The 15399-nt window shown below is 73.3% G+C and carries 15 protein-coding genes; 3 read left to right on the top strand and 12 right to left on the bottom strand.

Annotated features, from left to right (window positions below):
• Nucleotides 1-2: 2 nt before the first annotated feature.
• Nucleotides 3-917 (bottom strand): NmrA/HSCARG family protein, encoded by a 915-nt coding sequence (locus tag ACFPZN_RS17210; RefSeq protein ID WP_378282988.1) that lies wholly within the window; start codon nucleotides 915-917, stop codon nucleotides 3-5.
• 92 nt (nucleotides 918-1009) lie between these two features.
• Here ACFPZN_RS17210 and ACFPZN_RS17205 point away from each other — a divergent pair, with 92 nt between their 5' ends.
• Nucleotides 1010-1588 (top strand): TetR/AcrR family transcriptional regulator, encoded by a 579-nt coding sequence (locus ACFPZN_RS17205; RefSeq protein ID WP_378282987.1) that lies wholly within the window; start codon nucleotides 1010-1012, stop codon nucleotides 1586-1588.
• Here ACFPZN_RS17205 and ACFPZN_RS17200 read toward each other — a convergent pair.
• From ACFPZN_RS17200 to purD, 4 genes are read right to left on the bottom strand one after another with little or no spacing between them, the layout of a single operon-like run.
• Nucleotides 1581-2438 (bottom strand): phosphoribosylaminoimidazolesuccinocarboxamide synthase, encoded by an 858-nt coding sequence (locus tag ACFPZN_RS17200; RefSeq protein WP_378282986.1) that lies wholly within the window; start codon nucleotides 2436-2438, stop codon nucleotides 1581-1583. The two genes, ACFPZN_RS17205 and ACFPZN_RS17200, sit on opposite strands and share 8 nt — an antisense overlap.
• Complete coding sequence (locus tag ACFPZN_RS17195) at nucleotides 2435-3247, bottom strand: MOSC domain-containing protein (protein WP_378282985.1); 813 nt, start codon at nucleotides 3245-3247, stop codon at nucleotides 2435-2437. Before ACFPZN_RS17195 ends, ACFPZN_RS17200 begins: the two co-directional genes overlap by 4 nt.
• A gap of 15 nt (nucleotides 3248-3262) precedes the next feature.
• Nucleotides 3263-4573: an adenylosuccinate lyase gene (purB, locus tag ACFPZN_RS17190; RefSeq protein ID WP_378282984.1), complete on the bottom strand. Its 1311-nt coding sequence runs from the start codon at nucleotides 4571-4573 to the stop codon at nucleotides 3263-3265.
• A 47-nt stretch (nucleotides 4574-4620) separates the two neighbouring features.
• Entirely contained in the window at nucleotides 4621-5877 is a 1257-nt protein-coding gene (purD, locus tag ACFPZN_RS17185) for a phosphoribosylamine--glycine ligase (RefSeq protein ID WP_378282983.1), read from the bottom strand.
• A 409-nt stretch (nucleotides 5878-6286) separates the two neighbouring features.
• Here purD and ACFPZN_RS17180 point away from each other — a divergent pair, with 409 nt between their 5' ends.
• Nucleotides 6287-7387, top strand: coding sequence for a magnesium and cobalt transport protein CorA (locus ACFPZN_RS17180; protein WP_378282982.1), 1101 nt, complete (start codon nucleotides 6287-6289; stop codon nucleotides 7385-7387).
• Between the two features lie 178 nt (nucleotides 7388-7565).
• Here the strand turns inward: ACFPZN_RS17180 and ACFPZN_RS17175 are convergent, their stop codons facing one another.
• The 3 genes from ACFPZN_RS17175 to ACFPZN_RS17165 all read right to left on the bottom strand — a co-directional run bounded on the left by ACFPZN_RS17175 (nucleotide 7566) and on the right by ACFPZN_RS17165 (nucleotide 11048).
• A complete protein-coding gene (locus ACFPZN_RS17175) occupies nucleotides 7566-8492 on the bottom strand; it encodes a glycerophosphodiester phosphodiesterase family protein (protein WP_378282981.1) in 927 nt (308 codons plus the stop codon).
• A gap of 66 nt (nucleotides 8493-8558) precedes the next feature.
• A complete protein-coding gene (locus tag ACFPZN_RS17170) occupies nucleotides 8559-9842 on the bottom strand; it encodes an adenylosuccinate synthase (protein ID WP_378282980.1) in 1284 nt (427 codons plus the stop codon).
• A 114-nt stretch (nucleotides 9843-9956) separates the two neighbouring features.
• Nucleotides 9957-11048 (bottom strand): LuxR C-terminal-related transcriptional regulator, encoded by a 1092-nt coding sequence (locus ACFPZN_RS17165; protein ID WP_378282979.1) that lies wholly within the window; start codon nucleotides 11046-11048, stop codon nucleotides 9957-9959.
• Nucleotides 11049-11193: 145 nt separating this feature from the next.
• Here ACFPZN_RS17165 and ACFPZN_RS17160 point away from each other — a divergent pair, with 145 nt between their 5' ends.
• Nucleotides 11194-12627, top strand: coding sequence for an FAD/NAD(P)-binding protein (locus tag ACFPZN_RS17160; RefSeq protein WP_378282978.1), 1434 nt, complete (start codon nucleotides 11194-11196; stop codon nucleotides 12625-12627).
• On the opposite strand, the gene ACFPZN_RS17155 is transcribed toward ACFPZN_RS17160, so the two are convergent.
• The 4 genes from ACFPZN_RS17155 to fbaA form a co-directional block, all read right to left on the bottom strand.
• A complete protein-coding gene (locus ACFPZN_RS17155) occupies nucleotides 12624-13055 on the bottom strand; it encodes a DUF3151 domain-containing protein (protein ID WP_378282977.1) in 432 nt (143 codons plus the stop codon). The two genes, ACFPZN_RS17160 and ACFPZN_RS17155, sit on opposite strands and share 4 nt — an antisense overlap.
• Nucleotides 13056-13080: 25 nt before the next feature.
• Entirely contained in the window at nucleotides 13081-13611 is a 531-nt protein-coding gene (locus tag ACFPZN_RS17150; protein WP_378282976.1) for a GNAT family N-acetyltransferase, read from the bottom strand.
• 68 nt (nucleotides 13612-13679) lie between these two features.
• Complete coding sequence (locus tag ACFPZN_RS17145) at nucleotides 13680-14135, bottom strand: winged helix-turn-helix transcriptional regulator (RefSeq protein WP_378282975.1); 456 nt, start codon at nucleotides 14133-14135, stop codon at nucleotides 13680-13682.
• A gap of 122 nt (nucleotides 14136-14257) precedes the next feature.
• Nucleotides 14258-15280 (bottom strand): class II fructose-bisphosphate aldolase, encoded by a 1023-nt coding sequence (fbaA, locus tag ACFPZN_RS17140; protein WP_378282974.1) that lies wholly within the window; start codon nucleotides 15278-15280, stop codon nucleotides 14258-14260.
• Nucleotides 15281-15399: the final 119 nt, after the last annotated feature.

The raw sequence follows: 15399 nt of genomic DNA, 5'->3' as shown, positions 1-15399 counted from the left end.
GGTCAGGCCGCGGGGTGCATGTGCTCGCGGGCCCACTCCTCGAAGCTGGTGAGGGGGATGCCGAGGTCCCTCGCGTACTGCGGGCGGGCCGGTTGGCCGTGGACGTTCATCCACTCGTGTGAGGCGCCCATCCCCGGCATTCCGGCGGCCACTGCCTCCTCCTCGGTCATGTCCGGCGCGGACAGCGGCGTGCCCAGGACGCGGGAGAGGACCTCGGCGATCTCCGTCATCGACAGGTAGTCGCTCGCCAGTTCCAGCTCGACCCGGTCGAACAGGCCGGGTTCGGTGAGCGCCGCGGCGGCCGCCCTGCCGATGTCGTCCACCGCGGCCAGGGACAGCCGGGTGCCGGGGTTCAGGACGCTCACCAGGCCGCCCTCGATGCCGCGCGGGAACAGGAACGCCATGGACGGGCGGAAGTTGTCCATGAAGAAGCCCGGCTTGAGGATCGTCCAGTGCGGGAAGCCGGCTTCGCGGACCCGGTCCTGGATCGTGCTCTTGGTGTCCAGGCTGGGCACGATCGCGGACCAGTGGTCGTCCCAGCCGGGGGCCTCGGCGTGCTGGCCCGCGCCGGAGGTGGACGTGTGCACGAACTGCGGCACTCCGGCGGCCTTCGCACCCTCGATGAGGTTGACGGCCTGGGCGATCTCGCCGTCGAAGTCGAAGGCGTCCCCGGTGAAGGGCGCGATCTGCACGGAGAAGACGGCGCGGGCGCCCTCGGCGGCGCGGGTCACCGAGGCGCGGTCGTGGAGGTCGCCGGTGACCAGTTCGGCGCCGAGCGCCTCGACGGCCTTGGCGCGGTCGGTGGACGGGTCGCGGACCAGGGCGCGGACGGGAACGCCCGCCGCGAGCAGGGCGCGGGCGGTGGCGCCCCCCTGCTTTCCGGTGGCGCCGGTGACCAGGACGAAGGCTGAAGACATGATGCTCCCAGGATTAAGTGGCGGGGCCCGCCGTTTTTCACTTCGGTACGATACGGCGGGGCCCGCCACTTAACAACCCTGGAGATGACGCCATGCCCGACCGCCAGCGCGCGGACGCCCGGCGCAACTACGCGCGCATCCTCGCCGTCGCCGAAGAGGAGGTCGCCGCCCACGGCGCCGCCGCCTCCCTGGAACAGATCGCCCGGACCGCGGGGGTCGGGTCGGCGACCGTGCGCCGGCACTTCCCCACCCGCCGCGCCCTGCTGGAGGCCGTCTCCCACCAGCGGATCGAGGCCCTGTGCGTGCGCGCGCAGGAGCTGACCGGCGAGGGCGACAGCCGGAACGCGCTGCTGGAATGGCTGACCGACGTCGTCGCCTACTGCGTCGACGCCCGGGGGCTGGCGGCCGCGCTGCTCTACGACGAGGACCCGCTGCGCGAGAACAGCTGCGCGACGCTGATCGAGGAGGCCGGCGAGCCGCTACTGCGCCGCGCCGTGCGGGACGGCGCGGCCGCGGCGGACGTCACCGTCGCCGACCTGATCGCGCTGATCGTCGGCATCGTCCTCGCGACCGAGCACCACCCCGACCCCGCCGCCGCGGCGGACCGGCTGTTCCGGATGGCCGTGGCGGGGCTGAGCCCGTGCGGCCCGACCGGTGACGCGGTCAGGTGAAGGTGCGGCCGGTGATGCGTTCGTAGGCCTCGACGTACTTGGCGCGGGTGCGTTCGACGATCTCGTCCGGGAGCGGGGGCGGGGCCTCGCCCGACGCCCGGTCCCAGCCGGACTCGGGCGAGGTCAGCCAGTCGCGGACGAACTGCTTGTCGAACGACGGCTGCGCGTGGCCGGTCTCCCAGGCGTCCGCGGGCCAGAAGCGGGACGAGTCGGGCGTGAGGACCTCGTCGGCCAGGATGAGCTCGCCGTCCGGGGCCCGGCCCAGCTCGATCTTGGTGTCGGCGACGATGATGCCGCGCTCGCGGGCCAGCTCGGCGCCGCGCCCGTAGACCGCGACGGTGAGGTCGCGCAGCCGGGCCGCGAGCTCGGGGCCGACCTTGGACTGGACGTCGGCGAAGGTCATCGGCTCGTCGTGCTCGCCCACCGGGGCCTTGGTGGTGGGGGTGAAGATCGGCTCGGGGAGGCGCGAGCCGTCGACCAGGCCGTCCGGGAGCGGGACGCCGCACACCGAGCCGGTCTTGGCGTAGTCGGCCAGGCCGGAGCCGGTCAGGTAGCCGCGGGCCACGCACTCCACCGGGACCATGTCGAGCCGCCGCGCCACCACCGCGCGGCCCGCCCACTCCGCGGGCGCCCCGGGCGGCAGGTCGGTGGACAGGATGTGGTTGGGCAGCAGGCCGGTGAGCCGCTCGAACCACCACAGCGACAGCTGCGTCAGGATCCGCCCCTTGTCGGGGATCGGCGTGTCGAGGACGAAGTCGTACGCCGAGATGGTGTCGCGGGCGACCATCAGCAGCTCGCCGCCGGGCAGCTCGTACAGGTCGCGGACCTTGCCGCTGTGCAGGTGCTTCACCGGTCCTCCTCCACGGTCTCCAGGACCTCCACGGGGTCGCCCACGGCCAGCGGGCCCGGCGTGCGCGGCACCGCGTTCTGGCCGAAGCGGATGCCCCGCTCGTAGGTCCGGTACGAGGCCAGCGTGCGCAGCGGCTCCCGGCCGCGCTCCCCGCTGTCCTGATCGGTCGTCGTGATCACGCAGCGGGCGCAGGACCGGACCATCTCGATCACCGTGCCGCCGACCCGCAGCAGTCTGACCCGGTCCTCGCCGTACGCGCCCAGGCCCTCGACCACCAGGTTGGGCCGGAACCGGTTCATCGGCAGCGGCCCCTGATCGCCCAGCCGGTCGTTCAGGTCGGCCAGGGACTCGGCCGAGATCACCAGCAGCGGGTAGCCGTCGGCGAACAACACCTCCCCGCCGCCCCGGGACGTGGAACGGCGGCCCGTGAAGCGCACGAGGCGGCACTCGGTGTCCAGGAGGGCGGCGAACCAGGCCGCGGCCTCGTCGCCCTGGTCGATCCCCTGGCACTCGTACCGGTGCACGTAGACGTCCCGCACCGGCCCGTCGTCCACGGGCTTGTGGGTGAGCGGCGCGAATGACAGGGCGGGGTCGGCGACGTCCACGGTGAGGACGTCCCCGTCGTACACCGGCCGCATCACCGCCATCCGCCCCAGGTCGCGCTGCGACAGGAACCGGCCCTCCGGGGTGACGAGCATGAACTCGCGGTCGTACCGCAGCCCGGTCGGCAGCAGGTCGGCCGCGCGCAGGGCGGTGCCGCCGCCGCTCTTGAGCGGGTAGACGTTCAGCTCGGTCAACCGGGCAGCCATCGGGTCTCCTGGGGGTCAGGTGAGCGCGGACAGGCGGTCGAACACCGGCCCGAGACGCTCGACGAACCGCTCCGGACGGCACACCTCGTCCAGCCGCCCCTCGTTCAGGCTCAGCCCGGCCTCGGCCGCGTGCGCGCGCAGCGTGTCGCGGAACGGCTCACCGGTCTGCCACGTCTCCATCGCGGCCTTCTGGACGAGCGGGTACGCCTCGTCGTCGCGGGACATGCCCGCCTCGACCAGCTCCAGCAGCACCGTCGAGGTGTAGATCAGCCCGCCGGTCGACTCCAGGTTGGCCAGCATCCGATCGGCGTCCACCACCAGCCCCGACATCAGCCGGTTCGTGAGGTTCAGCATGTAGTCGAGCGCGATGGACGCGTCCGGCAGCGTGATCCGCTCGGTGGAGGAGTGCGAGATGTCGCGCTCGTGCCACAGCGGTATGCCCTCCATCACCGGCACCACCTGCGCCCGCACCACCCGCGCCATCCCCGCCAGCCGCTCGGAGATGATCGGGTTCTTCTTGTGCGGCATGGCCGAGGAGCCCTTCTGGCCCTTGCCGAACGGCTCCCACAGCTCCCGGACCTCGGTGCGCTGCCCGTGCCGCACCTCCAGCGCGATCGCCTCGCACACCGTCGCCATGATCGCCAGCGCGGAGACCCACTCGCTGATGCCGTCCCGGATGACCACCTGCGTGGACACGTCGGCGCTCTTCAGCCCCAGCCTCCGCGCGACATGCCGCTCGATCTCGGGGTCGATGTTGGAGTACGTGCCGACCGCGCCGGAGATCGCCATCACCCCGACGGCCTCGCGGGCGCGGCGGAGGCGGTCGCGGGAGCGCGCCATCGCGAACGCGAAGTCGGCCACCCGGTGGCCCCACACGTCCGGCTCGCCGTGGATGCCGTGCGTGCGGCCCACCCGCAGGGTCGCGCGGTGCTCCAGGGCGTGGTCGCGCAGCGTCCCGACCAGCGTGTCGGCCTTCGCCAGCAGGATGTCGGTCGCCTCGGCCAGCTGGATCGCCAGCGCGGTGTCCAGCAGATCGGACGAGGTCATCCCGAAGTGGACGTACCGGGCCGCCTCGCGCGGCTCGGTGTTGTCCGCCCACGCCGTCAGGAACGCGATCACGTCGTGCTGGGTGACCGCCTCGATCGCGTGCACCGCCTCCGGGGTCGGCGGCGGCGCCTTGCGGATCGGCTCCACCACCTCCGCCGGGATCGTGCCGGCCTCGGCGTGGGCCTCGACCACCAGGGTCTCGACCTGGCACCACAGCTCGTACTTGTGCGCGTCGCTCCAGACGCGGCCCATCTCCGGAAGGGTGTAGCGCTCAATCACCCGACGATTCTCCCAGGTCGTACGGGATGCTCGGGCCCCGCCCCCGATCAGGCCGGACCGGCCTGCGCGGCCTGCAGGGCGATGTCGGTGCGGTGGTGCGAACCGCGGAGGCCGATCCTGCCGGCGGCCTCGTACGCGGCGGCGCGCGCGGCGGCCAGGTCGGGCCCGGAACCCACCACGTTCAGCACCCGGCCGCCCGTGGCCACCAGGCGGCCGTCCTCGTTCAGCGCCGTCCCGGCCTGCAGCACGTACGCCCCCGGCACCCGCTCGGCCTCCTCGATCCCGGTGATCACGTCACCCTTGACCGGGGACGCCGGGTAGCCCTCCGCGGCCACCACCACCGTCACCGCCGCGCCCTCGTGCCAGGCCGGGCGGAACGACGGGTCCAGCCCGCCGATCGCGCACGCCTGCAGCATCCCGGCCAGCGGCGAGGCGAGGCGGTCGAGCACCACCTGCGTCTCCGGGTCGCCGAACCGCGCGTTGAACTCCACGACCCGGACGCCCTTCGCCGTCAGCGCCAGGCCCGCGTACAGCACGCCCACGTACGGGGTCTCGCGGCGCCGCAGCTCCTCGATCGCGGGCAGCACCACGGTGGCCATGACCTCGTCCACCAGCCCCGGCGGCGCCCACGGCAGCGGCGTGTACGCGCCCATGCCCCCGGTGTTGGGGCCCTCGCCGCCGTCGTAGGCGCGCTTGAAGTCCTGCGCGGGCAGCAGCGGCAGCGCCGACCGCCCGTCCGACAGCGCGAACAGCGACACCTCGGGGCCGTCCAGGAACTCCTCGATGACCACCCGGCCGCAGTCGGCCGCGTGCGCCACGGCCTCCGCGTGCTCGACGGTCACCACCACGCCCTTGCCGGCCGCGAGCCCGTCGTCCTTCACCACGTACGGCGGCCCGAACTCCTCCAGCGCCGCCAGCACCTCCGACTCCGACTCGCACACCCGCGCCGCCGCCGTCGGCACCTCCGCCGCCGCCATGATCTCCTTGGCGAACGCCTTCGAGCCCTCGATCCGCGCGGCCTCCCGATCCGGCCCGAAACAGGGGATCCCGGCCCGGCGCAGCGCGTCCCCGACCCCCTCCATCAGCGGCGCCTCCGGGCCGATGACCACCAGCTCGGCGCGCAGCCGGGCGGCCAGCTCGACGACCGCCGTCGGGTCGGCCGCGTTCAGCGCGTGGTTCTCCGCGATGGCGGCCGTCCCCGGATTCCCCGGGGCGCAGTGCAGGGCGGTGACGGCAGGGTCGCGATGCAGGGCGCGGGCGAGCGCGTGCTCGCGGCCGCCGGATCCAAGGACGAGTACTCGCACGCCGGGAGCCTATCCGCCCCGCCGGCACCGGCGCCCGCCCGCGCCGTGACCGCCGCCACACGACCCCCCGGTGAACCCCCCGGCGCGGCCGGACGTCCCACTACCGGGCGGCTTGGGCGCCTTCGGGGGTGCGATTCCCCCGATTCCCAGGCTGGTAGGCTTCTGTCGGCTTACGTGGCTGATGATGGCGAAGGGAGGTGGTCGGGATGAGTCCTGGTGATCCTTGCAATACGCCGGAGATCCCTCACAGTCCGAACTTCCCTGTTCGGAGTGTCCGTCCGTCCGCCTTCGTTCGGCGTCCGGCCCACGCCTTCGCGCGCTCCCCTCGCTAGCCGCCGGGATTCCTCCCCGGCCTCCAGGGTCGAGCGCGCCCAGACGCGCGTGCCGGCCGGCGGGTTAGGAGCACCCCATGGCCATGACACGAGTCCGCCCGGGACGCGCGACCAGGTCGCTGTTCAAGTCGCGCGGCCGCCCGCACGCCCTCCCCGCCTCCGGCCGCTCCGGCGACACCGCCGTCATCGACTGGGCCGCCTACATCGACGGCCACCGCGTCTGCACCGACACCGTCGCCGACGCCGTACGGCTCATCCGCGACGGCCGCCTCACCGCCCAGGAGGAGAGCGCCGGCTTCGTCTGGGTCGGCCTCCACGAGCCCTCCGCCACCGAGCTCTCCGACCTCGCCGAGGTCTTCGGCCTCCACCCGCTCGCCGTCGAGGACGCCATCAACGCCCACCAGCGGCCCAAGCTCGAGCGGTACGACGACGTCAACTTCTTCGTGATGAAGACCGTCGGGTACGTCCGCAAGGAGCCCGGCGCGCCCGAGGTCGTCGAGACCGGCGAGATCATGGTCTTCTGCGGCCCCGACTTCGTCGTCACCGTCCGGCACGGCGCCCACGGCGAACTCGGCCCCGTCCGCACCCGCCTGGAGCACGCCCCCGAGCGGCTCGCCCTGGGCCCCGCCGCGGTCGTCCACGCCATCGCCGACCGCGTCGTCGACGGGTACGTCAACGTCGCCGACGCCGTCCAGGAGGACATCGACGAGGTCGAAGAGGCCGTGTTCTCCCCCGAGCGCACCGACGAGTCCCGCCGCATCTACCGGCTCAAGCGCGAGGTCATCCAGCTCAAGCGCGCCGTCGGCCCGCTCGCCGGGCCCCTGCGCAACCTCGGCTCGCGGCGCTTCGTCCCCACCGAGATCAAGGAGTACCTCCGCGACGTCGAGGACCACCTCACCCGCGTCCGCGAGCAGGTCGAGTCCTACGACGAGCTCCTCAACCCGATCCTGCACGCCCACATGACCCAGGTCACCGTGGCCGACAACAAGGACATGCGGAAGATCTCCGCCTGGGGCGCCATCTTCATGGTCCCCACCGCCATCGCCGCGATCTACGGCATGAACTTCGACTTCATGCCCGAGACCCAGTGGAAGTTCGGCTACCCCATGATCCTCGGCGTCATCGCCATGGTCTGCCTGTCCCTGTACCGCGGCTTCCGAAGGAACGGCTGGCTCTAACACTGTGGAGGGGCGACCCTCCACACCACCCGGGACGGCGCGAAACGCCTCCTCCGCTCGCCTGGGGGCTCGCTGCGGACCCGCTCCCCGCCGCCCTGCCCGTCCCTCCACTCCGCTGGCGCTCCGCTCCGGGCCGGCCAGTGAAAAGCAAGGGCAGAGCGGGGCTGGGGTCGCGGGTCTAGTTGGGGACGGGGAGGGTCGTCTTCAGCCAGGGGTCCGGGACGGGGAGGCCGTGGGCCTGGAGGACGAGCCGTAGGCGGTCCGGGTAGTCGGTGACGATGGCGTCCACGCCGTAGGCGAGGTAGCGGGTCATGTCGTCCGGCTCGTTGACCGTCCAGACCGCGACCGGGAGGGCCAGGCGCTGGGCGCTCTCGACCAGGGACGGGCCGGCCAGGGCCCATTCCGGGGAGAGGGCGGTGGCGCCGATGTCGAGGGCGGCGCCGGCCGGGTCGGTGTGGGGCTGGCCCGCGAACCAGAGGGTGCCGGGCACGGTGGTCCGCCGGTCGATCAGGGCGACCCGGCCCGCGTCGGGGGCGTAGCGGCGGGCCTCGACCAGGACGCGCCAGTCGAAGGCCAGCAGGCGGCTGCGGGCGGTCACGCCGAACGCCTCCAGGACCTCGGCGACCGCGGCGGTGAAACGGGTGATCTCCGTGTCGGGCCAGTCCGGGTCGGTCTTGAGCTCGACCGCCAGGTGGACGCCGGGGACGGCGCTGAGGAGGGCGCAGACCTCGGCGAGCGTGGGCAGCGGGGTGCCCGGGATGGGGAGCTGGGTGAGCGCGAACGGGTCGTCGTCGTGCTGAGGGCGGCGGGTGCCCGCGTCGACGGTCCTGACCTGGGCGAGCGTCAGGTCCCGCAGCGGCCTGCCGACGTAGGGGAACAGCGGGTCGCCGGGACGCACCGGGCCGGTGTCGGCGGTGGTGAGCGGTGACAGCACCTGGTCGTGGCTGAGGACGACGACGTCGTCGGCGGTCAGCCCGACGTCGAACTCGAGCGCGTGCACGCCCAGCGCCAGCGCGTGCGCGAACCCGGGCAGGGTGTTCTCCGGCCGGAGACCCCGAGCGCCCCGATGCCCGTGCAGCTCGACGGCCTCCCCGGTGAAAGTCACGGCAGGCACGCTACAGCCCGTGGCGGAACTCGTCGTGGCCGAACGGTGAGAATCGATCGAACGGGCTCAGATCAGCGGGCGCAGCGACAGCGTCTGGTCGCGGCCGGGGCCGACGCCGATCGCGGAGATCTGGGCGCCGGACATCTCCTCGATGGCGCGGACGTAGGCGCGGGCGTTCTCGGGAAGGTCCTCGAAGGTCTTGGCGCCGGTGATGTCCTCCTGCCAGCCGTCCAGGTACTCGAGGATCGGCTTGGCGTGGTGGAACCCGGTCTGGGTGGTGGGCATCTCGTCGACGCGCTCGCCGTCGACGTCGTAGGCGACGCAGACCGGCACCCGCTCCAGGCCGGACAGGACGTCCAGCTTGGTGAGGAAGTAGTCGGTGACGCCGTTGACCCGGGTGGCGTAGCGGGCGATGACCGCGTCGAACCAGCCGCAGCGGCGGTCGCGGCCGGTGGTGACGCCGTACTCGCCGCCGGTCGTGCGGAGGTATTCGCCCTGCTCGTCGAGCAGTTCGGTCGGGAACGGGCCCGAGCCGACCCGGGTGGTGTACGCCTTGATGATCCCGATCACCTTGGTGACCTTGGTGGGGCCGACGCCCGAGCCCGCGCACGCCCCGCCGGCGGTCGGGCTGGAGGAGGTGACGAACGGGTAGGTGCCGTGGTCGATGTCCAGCAGCGTGCCCTGGGCGCCCTCCAGCAGGACGACCTTGTCGTCGTCGAGGGCCTTGTTGAGCACGAGGGTGGTGTCGGCGACGAACGGGCGCAGCCGCTCGCCGTAGGCCAGGTACTCCTGGACGATCGGGCCGGTGTCGATCCGGCGCCGGTTGTAGACCTTGGTGAGGACCTGGTTCTTCTCGCGCAGCGCGAGGTCGAGCTTCTGGGTGAGGATGTTGGCGTCGAACAGGTCCTGCACCCGGATGCCCATCCGGTTGATCTTGTCGGCGTAGGCGGGGCCGATGCCGCGTCCGGTGGTGCCGATCCGGGCCTTGCCGAGGTAGCGCTCGGTGACCTTGTCCAGCGCACGGTGGTGGGGCATGATCAGGTTGGCGTTGGCGGAGATCAGCAGCCGTTCGCAGCCGATCCCGCGGTCCCGGAGGCCGTCGATCTCCTGGAGCAGCACGGCCGGGTCGATGACCACGCCGTTGCCGATGACGGGGACGACGTCGGGGGACAGCACGCCCGAGGGGAGCAGGTGGAGGGCGTAGCTCTTGTCGCCGATGACCACGGTGTGGCCGGCGTTGTTGCCACCCTGGTAGCGGACGACGTAGTCGACGTCGCCGCCCAATAGGTCGGTGGCCTTGCCCTTGCCCTCGTCTCCCCACTGGGCCCCGACAAGAACGATGGCCGGCATGCCGTTACACCTCTCCCACGACGAAGGCCCCTGATCGCAAGCGCGAAGGGGCCTCTTGCGATCAAATCGTACCCGGGAGCGGGCGATGAAGAAACCGCGCCTCGCCCTGGGGCTTCAGCGGCCGGTGCGGGGCCAGTGGTTCTCGGTGAAGAGGCGGGCGACGAGTTCGCCGCGGCTGGAGACGCGGGCCTTGGCGAAGATCGCCTTGATGTGGTCGCGGACGGTGTGCGGCGAGATGACCAGGGCGGCGGCGATGTCGCCGGTGGGGAGCCCGCGCGCGATCATCTGGGTGATCTCCAGTTCGCGGGGGGAGAGGCCGTACGCCTCGGCGATGATCGGGGCCATGTCGGATCCGGCGGCGGGCTGGATGACCATCGCGGTGCCGCCGGGCGCGCCGCCGGGGCCGTCGAGGGCGGAGGCGTGGCAGATCAGCCACCGGCCGTCGCGGGTGCGGATCCGCACCCGGGCGCCGCCGCGGTCGCGTTCGGCGGCGACGGCGCGGGCCTGGGCGGCGGTGCCGGCGAGCCAGATCGGCAGCCGCAGCCCGGACGGGTAGCGGGCGGACGGCCCGGCGGGCATGAGGTCGATGTACCGGCGGGCCTCGTCGTTGATCGAGATCGGTGCGCCGGACGGGTCGAACAGGACCAGGCCGGGGCCGGGCGCGGCGTCCGGCGCGGGCCGCGGGACGGGACGGGCCAGGTCGCGGAGCCGTCCGGCGAGCGGCGCGGACAGCCCGGCGACGAGCGCGACGTCCGCGGGCCCGAAGGGGGCGCGGCCCTTCTCCCGGAACAGGCTGACGACGCCCCAGGGCCGGTCGCCCGCGCGCAGGACGGCCCGCAGTTCGTCGCCCACGCCCTGGCGGGCCAGCAGCTTGCGGAACTGTGCGCTGCGCGCGGGCAGGTCGCCGGTGCTGGCGCGGATCCCGGCGGCCGGGACGGCGGCGCGGGCCAGTTCCCGGTACGGGACGACGTCCTCTTCCAGGAGGGCGGTCTCCCAGTAGGAGAAGCAGTGCTCGCCGCCGCCCAGGTTCTCCACCAGCATCGGCGCGGTGATCAGTCCCGTCTCGGGGTCGGTGGCGGACCAGGCTGCGGCATCGAAGGGCAGCATCCGGCGCAGGCGCGCGGAGGCGGTGCCGAAGAGCTCCGTGGCGTCCCGGGCGTGGGCGGCCCGTTCCAGGAGGGCCCGCGTGCCGCGCTGTTCGATCATCGTGTCCAGCCTGCCCGGGGAGGTGGAGCGTTCGCACCCCCTCGAATGGGGGATCGCGCCCGGCGCGGATCCCCGAACCGGGGGGATGGGGGCGGCGCGGCCCGGCGACCAGGCTTCCTCAGGTCGGACGAGATCGGAGGAAGGCATGGAGATCGGGATCATCGGGGCGGGCGCGGCGGCCGTGGGGCTGCTGGACGCGCTGCCGCCCGGGACCGCCGAGGCGGTCACCGTGTTCGACCCGGCGCGGCTGCCGTGGCGGGGGCGGCCGTACCAGCCGGATCTGGACTCCGTACGGGTCAACGTCACGCCGGAGATCAGCTCGATCCGGTTCCGGGACGGCGGCCATTACGTGCGGTGGCTGGGGGAGCGCGGGGCCGTCCACATGGACCGGCTGCTGGGCAGGCCGCTGGTGCCGCGCGGCGTGTTCGGCGGCTACCTGGAGGACACGGCGCGGGCGGCGCTCACCAAGTTCGGGCGGGCGCGGGTGGTGCGGGCGGCCGTGACCGGCGTCTCCGCCGGTGAGCGCCTCACGTTGACGACGGGGGACGGGCGCCGCCATGAGGTCGACCGGGTGGTGCTGTGCGTGGGCGGCGGCGCGCCCCTCGACCACTACGGGCTCACCGGCACGCCCGGGTTCGTCCCGGACCCCTACCCGCTGGAGCGGACGCTCGCGGACGTCCCGGCGGGCGGCGACGTGGCCGTCCTCGGCAGCGGCCTGACCGCCGTCGACATCGTGGTGTCGCTGGCCGCGCGCGGGCACACGGGGCGGATCTCGCTGGTGTCGCGGAGCGGGGCGCTGCCGTACGTGTGGCAGCGACCGAGGGAGATCGAGCTGCGGCATCTCACGTTCGAGCGGGTGCGCGCCCTGACCGGCCCGGTGACGCTGGACGCCCTGGCCGGGCTGATGCGCGCCGAGCTGGCGGAACACGGCGAGGACTGGGACGAGCTCGCCGCCCGGATCGCCGCGGACGCCCGGTCCGCCGACACGGCCGGGATCCTGCGCCGCGGGGTCGACGAGGTGGACTCCCCCGCCGTGGGCCGCCAGATCCTGCGGATCACGGCGCACGGCCTCGCCCCGCGGGTGTGGCGGATGCTGCCCGGCGCCGACCGCCGCCTGCTCCGGGAACGCCACTTCCGCACGGCCGTCGGCCTGGCCTCCCCGATGGTCCCGGTGAACGCCGCCGCGCTGCTGGACCTCTTCGACTCCGGGCAGCTCGAAGCGGTGCGGGGCATTCAGAAGATCGAGCCGGGACGCGGGGCGCGCGGCGGGTTCCGGCTCGCGCACGCGGCGGGCGAGCGGACCGCCGACGTCGTGATCAACGCGGTGAACCCGCCCCCGCACGCGGTCCCCCGGACCGCCGAGCCGCTGGTGACGGCGCTGCTGGCGGCGGGGGCCGCGCTGGATCCGTCCGGCGGCCTGCGCACCGACCCGTCCACCGGGCGGCTCCTGGTCGGCGGGCGGCCCGACCCGCGCGTGCACGTGGTCGGCGACCTCGCGGGCGGCGGGTCGTTCGTCACCTCCGGCATCCCGGCCGTCGCCGCCCGGGCGCACCTGGCCGCGGCGTCGCTCGCGCGCTAGGCGCTGGGGGTGCCGTTGAGGGTGTCGGCGGCGGTGGCGCTGCTGTCGCGCAGGAAGGTGCGGCAGCGCTCGGCCTCGTGGTCCTCGCCGATGGCGGCGGCGGCGCGGCCGAGGGCGTGCAGCGCCCGCAGGAACCCGCGGTTGGCCTCGTGCTCCCACGGCACCGGGCCGTGACCCTTCCACCCCGCCCGGCGCAGCTGGTCGAGGCCCCGGTGGTAGCCCGTGCGCGCGTACGCGTACGACTCGATCACGCTGCCGCCGGCGAAGGCGCGATCCGCCAGCGCGGCCCACGCGCCCGGGTACTCCGGATGGCGCGCGGCCACCTCGACCGGGTCGGTGCCGGCGTCCAGGGCCTCGCGGGCCTCGGCGTTGTCCGGCAGTTCGGTCGGTGGCGGGCCGCCGAGCAGATTCTGGGTCATGCGGGTCATGGTAGGTGGCCGGGACCGGGGCCGCTCAACCCGGGGTCACCACCGGGTTCACCGGCGGGTTCGCGGCCGGGACCGGCAGCGGGAGGCTGTAGCGCGCGGCGCCGTCGGCGCCGACCGGGCGGGCGGCGGGCCAGCTGCTGAGGATCGCCAGCGTCGCGGTGCGGTTCTCCAGCAGGACGTCGGCGTCGAACTCGGTGATGCCGCGCCGTCCGGCCAGCGCGGCGAGGTAGCCGACCAGCGCGGTGGCGAGGCCGTGCCGCTGCCACGGGTCGGCGATCAGGACGGCCAGCTCGGCGCGCCAGGGGCGGTCCGGGTCCCGGACGTACTCGGCGATGCCGATCATCTCGCCGTCCAGCAGGGCGGCCATCGCCTCCCGGTCCCAGTGGTCGAGTACGGCGAGGGCGGCCGCGTACTCCTCGGGGATCCGCGGGGTGCCGGACCAGAACCGCGTGTAGAGGCTGTGCCGGGAGAGCCGGGCCGACATCCGGCGCAGCCGCTCCCCGTCGGTGATCCCGTACGGGCGGAAGCGCACCTCGGAGGCGATGAGTTGCTTCATAAAACTCATTGGACCGCAGTGCGTTTCATGAAGCAACTATGTCGGAGGTAAAACCGGGCGGCGGAGTGTCAGAGACCGGCGCCCGGACCGGGACGCGTCTCGACCTCGTCCGGCTGCAGGCGCTTGCCGCACGCGTCGCAGCTCAGGTCGTCGCCCAGGACGCCGCCGCAGCCGGCATGCGCGACGATCACCGGCGGGCCCGCCGGGGCGTAGTGCCGGTCGCCCCACCGCATCAGCACCATCATCGCGGGCCACAGCTCCACGCCCTTGCGGGTCAGCCGGTACTCGTAGCGGTCGGGGCGCTCCTGGTAGGGCACCTTCCGCAGGATCCCCTCGTCGCAGAGCCGGGTGAGCCGGTCGGTCAGCACGTTCCGGGCGATCCCGAGCGCGTCCTGGTAGTCGTCGAAGCGCCGCACGCCCTCGAAGGCGGTACGGATCACCAGCATCGTCCAGCGGTCGCCGACGACCTCCAGCGAGCGGGCGACCGAGCAGTTCTGTGAGTCGTAGGTGCGGGGCAGTACCACGCTCCGAGCCTACCCAGGTTGTGTGACACAACGAACCCGTGAACGGTGCGGGAACCGGTCCGCGACGGCAAAGGCCGGCGGGCCCGGAGCGGGCCCGCCGGCCTCGGCGGTCTCGGGGGCGATTACTTGATCTTCTGGCCGGCCGACTGCAGGCTCTGGCAGGCCTCGACGACCCGCTCGGCCATGTTGGCCTCGGCGGCCTTGCCGTACGAGCGCGGGTCGTACTGCTTCTTGTTGCCGACCTCGCCGTCGATCTTCAGGACGCCGTCGTAGTTGCTGAACATGTGCGCGGCGATCGGGCGGGTGAAGGCGTACTGGGTGTCGGTGTCGACGTTCATCTTGATCACGCCGTACGACACCGCCTCCCGGATCTCCTCCAGGGACGAGCCGGAACCGCCGTGGAAGACCAGGTCGAACGGCCGGTCCTTGCCGTGCTTGGCGCCGACCGCCTCCTGGATCTCCTTGAGGACCTCGGGACGCAGCTTCACCGCGCCCGGCTTGTAGACCCCGTGCACGTTGCCGAACGTCGCCGCCAGCATGTAGCGGCCCTTCTCACCGATGCCGACCGCCTCCGCGGTGGCCAGCGCGTCGCCGGCGGTGGTGTAGAGCTTCTCGTTGATCTCGTTGGCGACGCCGTCCTCCTCGCCGCCGACCACGCCGATCTCCATCTCCATGATGATCTGGGCCTTGGCGCACTCGGCCAGCAGCTCCGCGGCGATCTGGAGGTTCTCCTCCAGCGGCACCGCCGAGCCGTCCCACATGTGCGACTGGAACAGCGGCCGCTCGCCGCGCGCCACCCGCTCCTGGGAGACCTTGATGAGCGGCCGCATGAAGCCGTCCAGCTTGTCCTTGGGGCAGTGGTCGGTGTGCAGGGCGATGTTGACCGGGTACTTCTCGGCCACCACGTGGGCGAACTCGGCCAGCGCCACCGACCCGGTCGTCATGTCCTTGACGGCCGAACCGGAGAGGTACTCGGCGCCGCCGGTGGAGACCTGGATGATCCCGTCGCTCTCGGCGTCGGCGAAACCGCGCAGCGCCGCGTTCAGCGTCTGGCTGGAGGTGACGTTGATGGCGGGGTAGGCGAAGCCCTCCTGCTTGGCACGGTCGAGCATCTCCGCGTAGACCTCGGGCGTTGCGATGGGCATTTCAGCGTCCTTTCTTACGCAGCGGTGCCGCCGGGCATCCGGCCGGGCGGTGCGCCCCGGCCCGCGCGCCCCGGCCGAGGCCGGAGGGACGCGGGGCCCGGGCAGGGCGTGCCGTCCAC

This window comes from Actinomadura rugatobispora, from assembly GCF_042656285.1.
GTDB classification, from domain to species: domain Bacteria; phylum Actinomycetota; class Actinomycetes; order Streptosporangiales; family Streptosporangiaceae; genus Spirillospora; species Spirillospora rugatobispora.
This window is presented reverse-complemented; position numbering and strand designations above follow the sequence as displayed.

What these genes read in the sequence shown, in the direction of transcription:
- fbaA (WP_378282974.1), bottom strand. Translation starts at nt 15,280, where the DNA reads ATGCCCATCGCAACGCCCGAGGTCTACGCGGAGATGCTCGACCGTGCC.
- ACFPZN_RS17205 (WP_378282987.1), top strand. Translation starts at nt 1,010, where the DNA reads ATGCCCGACCGCCAGCGCGCGGACGCCCGGCGCAACTACGCGCGCATC.
- ACFPZN_RS17180 (WP_378282982.1), top strand. Translation starts at nt 6,287, where the DNA reads ATGGCCATGACACGAGTCCGCCCGGGACGCGCGACCAGGTCGCTGTTC.
- ACFPZN_RS17170 (WP_378282980.1), bottom strand. Translation starts at nt 9,842, where the DNA reads ATGCCGGCCATCGTTCTTGTCGGGGCCCAGTGGGGAGACGAGGGCAAG.
- ACFPZN_RS17150 (WP_378282976.1), bottom strand. Translation starts at nt 13,611, where the DNA reads ATGAAGCAACTCATCGCCTCCGAGGTGCGCTTCCGCCCGTACGGGATC.
- ACFPZN_RS17210 (WP_378282988.1), bottom strand. Translation starts at nt 917, where the DNA reads ATGTCTTCAGCCTTCGTCCTGGTCACCGGCGCCACCGGAAAGCAGGGG.
- ACFPZN_RS17195 (WP_378282985.1), bottom strand. Translation starts at nt 3,247, where the DNA reads ATGGCTGCCCGGTTGACCGAGCTGAACGTCTACCCGCTCAAGAGCGGC.
- ACFPZN_RS17160 (WP_378282978.1), top strand. Translation starts at nt 11,194, where the DNA reads ATGGAGATCGGGATCATCGGGGCGGGCGCGGCGGCCGTGGGGCTGCTG.
- ACFPZN_RS17165 (WP_378282979.1), bottom strand. Translation starts at nt 11,048, where the DNA reads ATGATCGAACAGCGCGGCACGCGGGCCCTCCTGGAACGGGCCGCCCAC.
- ACFPZN_RS17155 (WP_378282977.1), bottom strand. Translation starts at nt 13,055, where the DNA reads ATGACCCGCATGACCCAGAATCTGCTCGGCGGCCCGCCACCGACCGAA.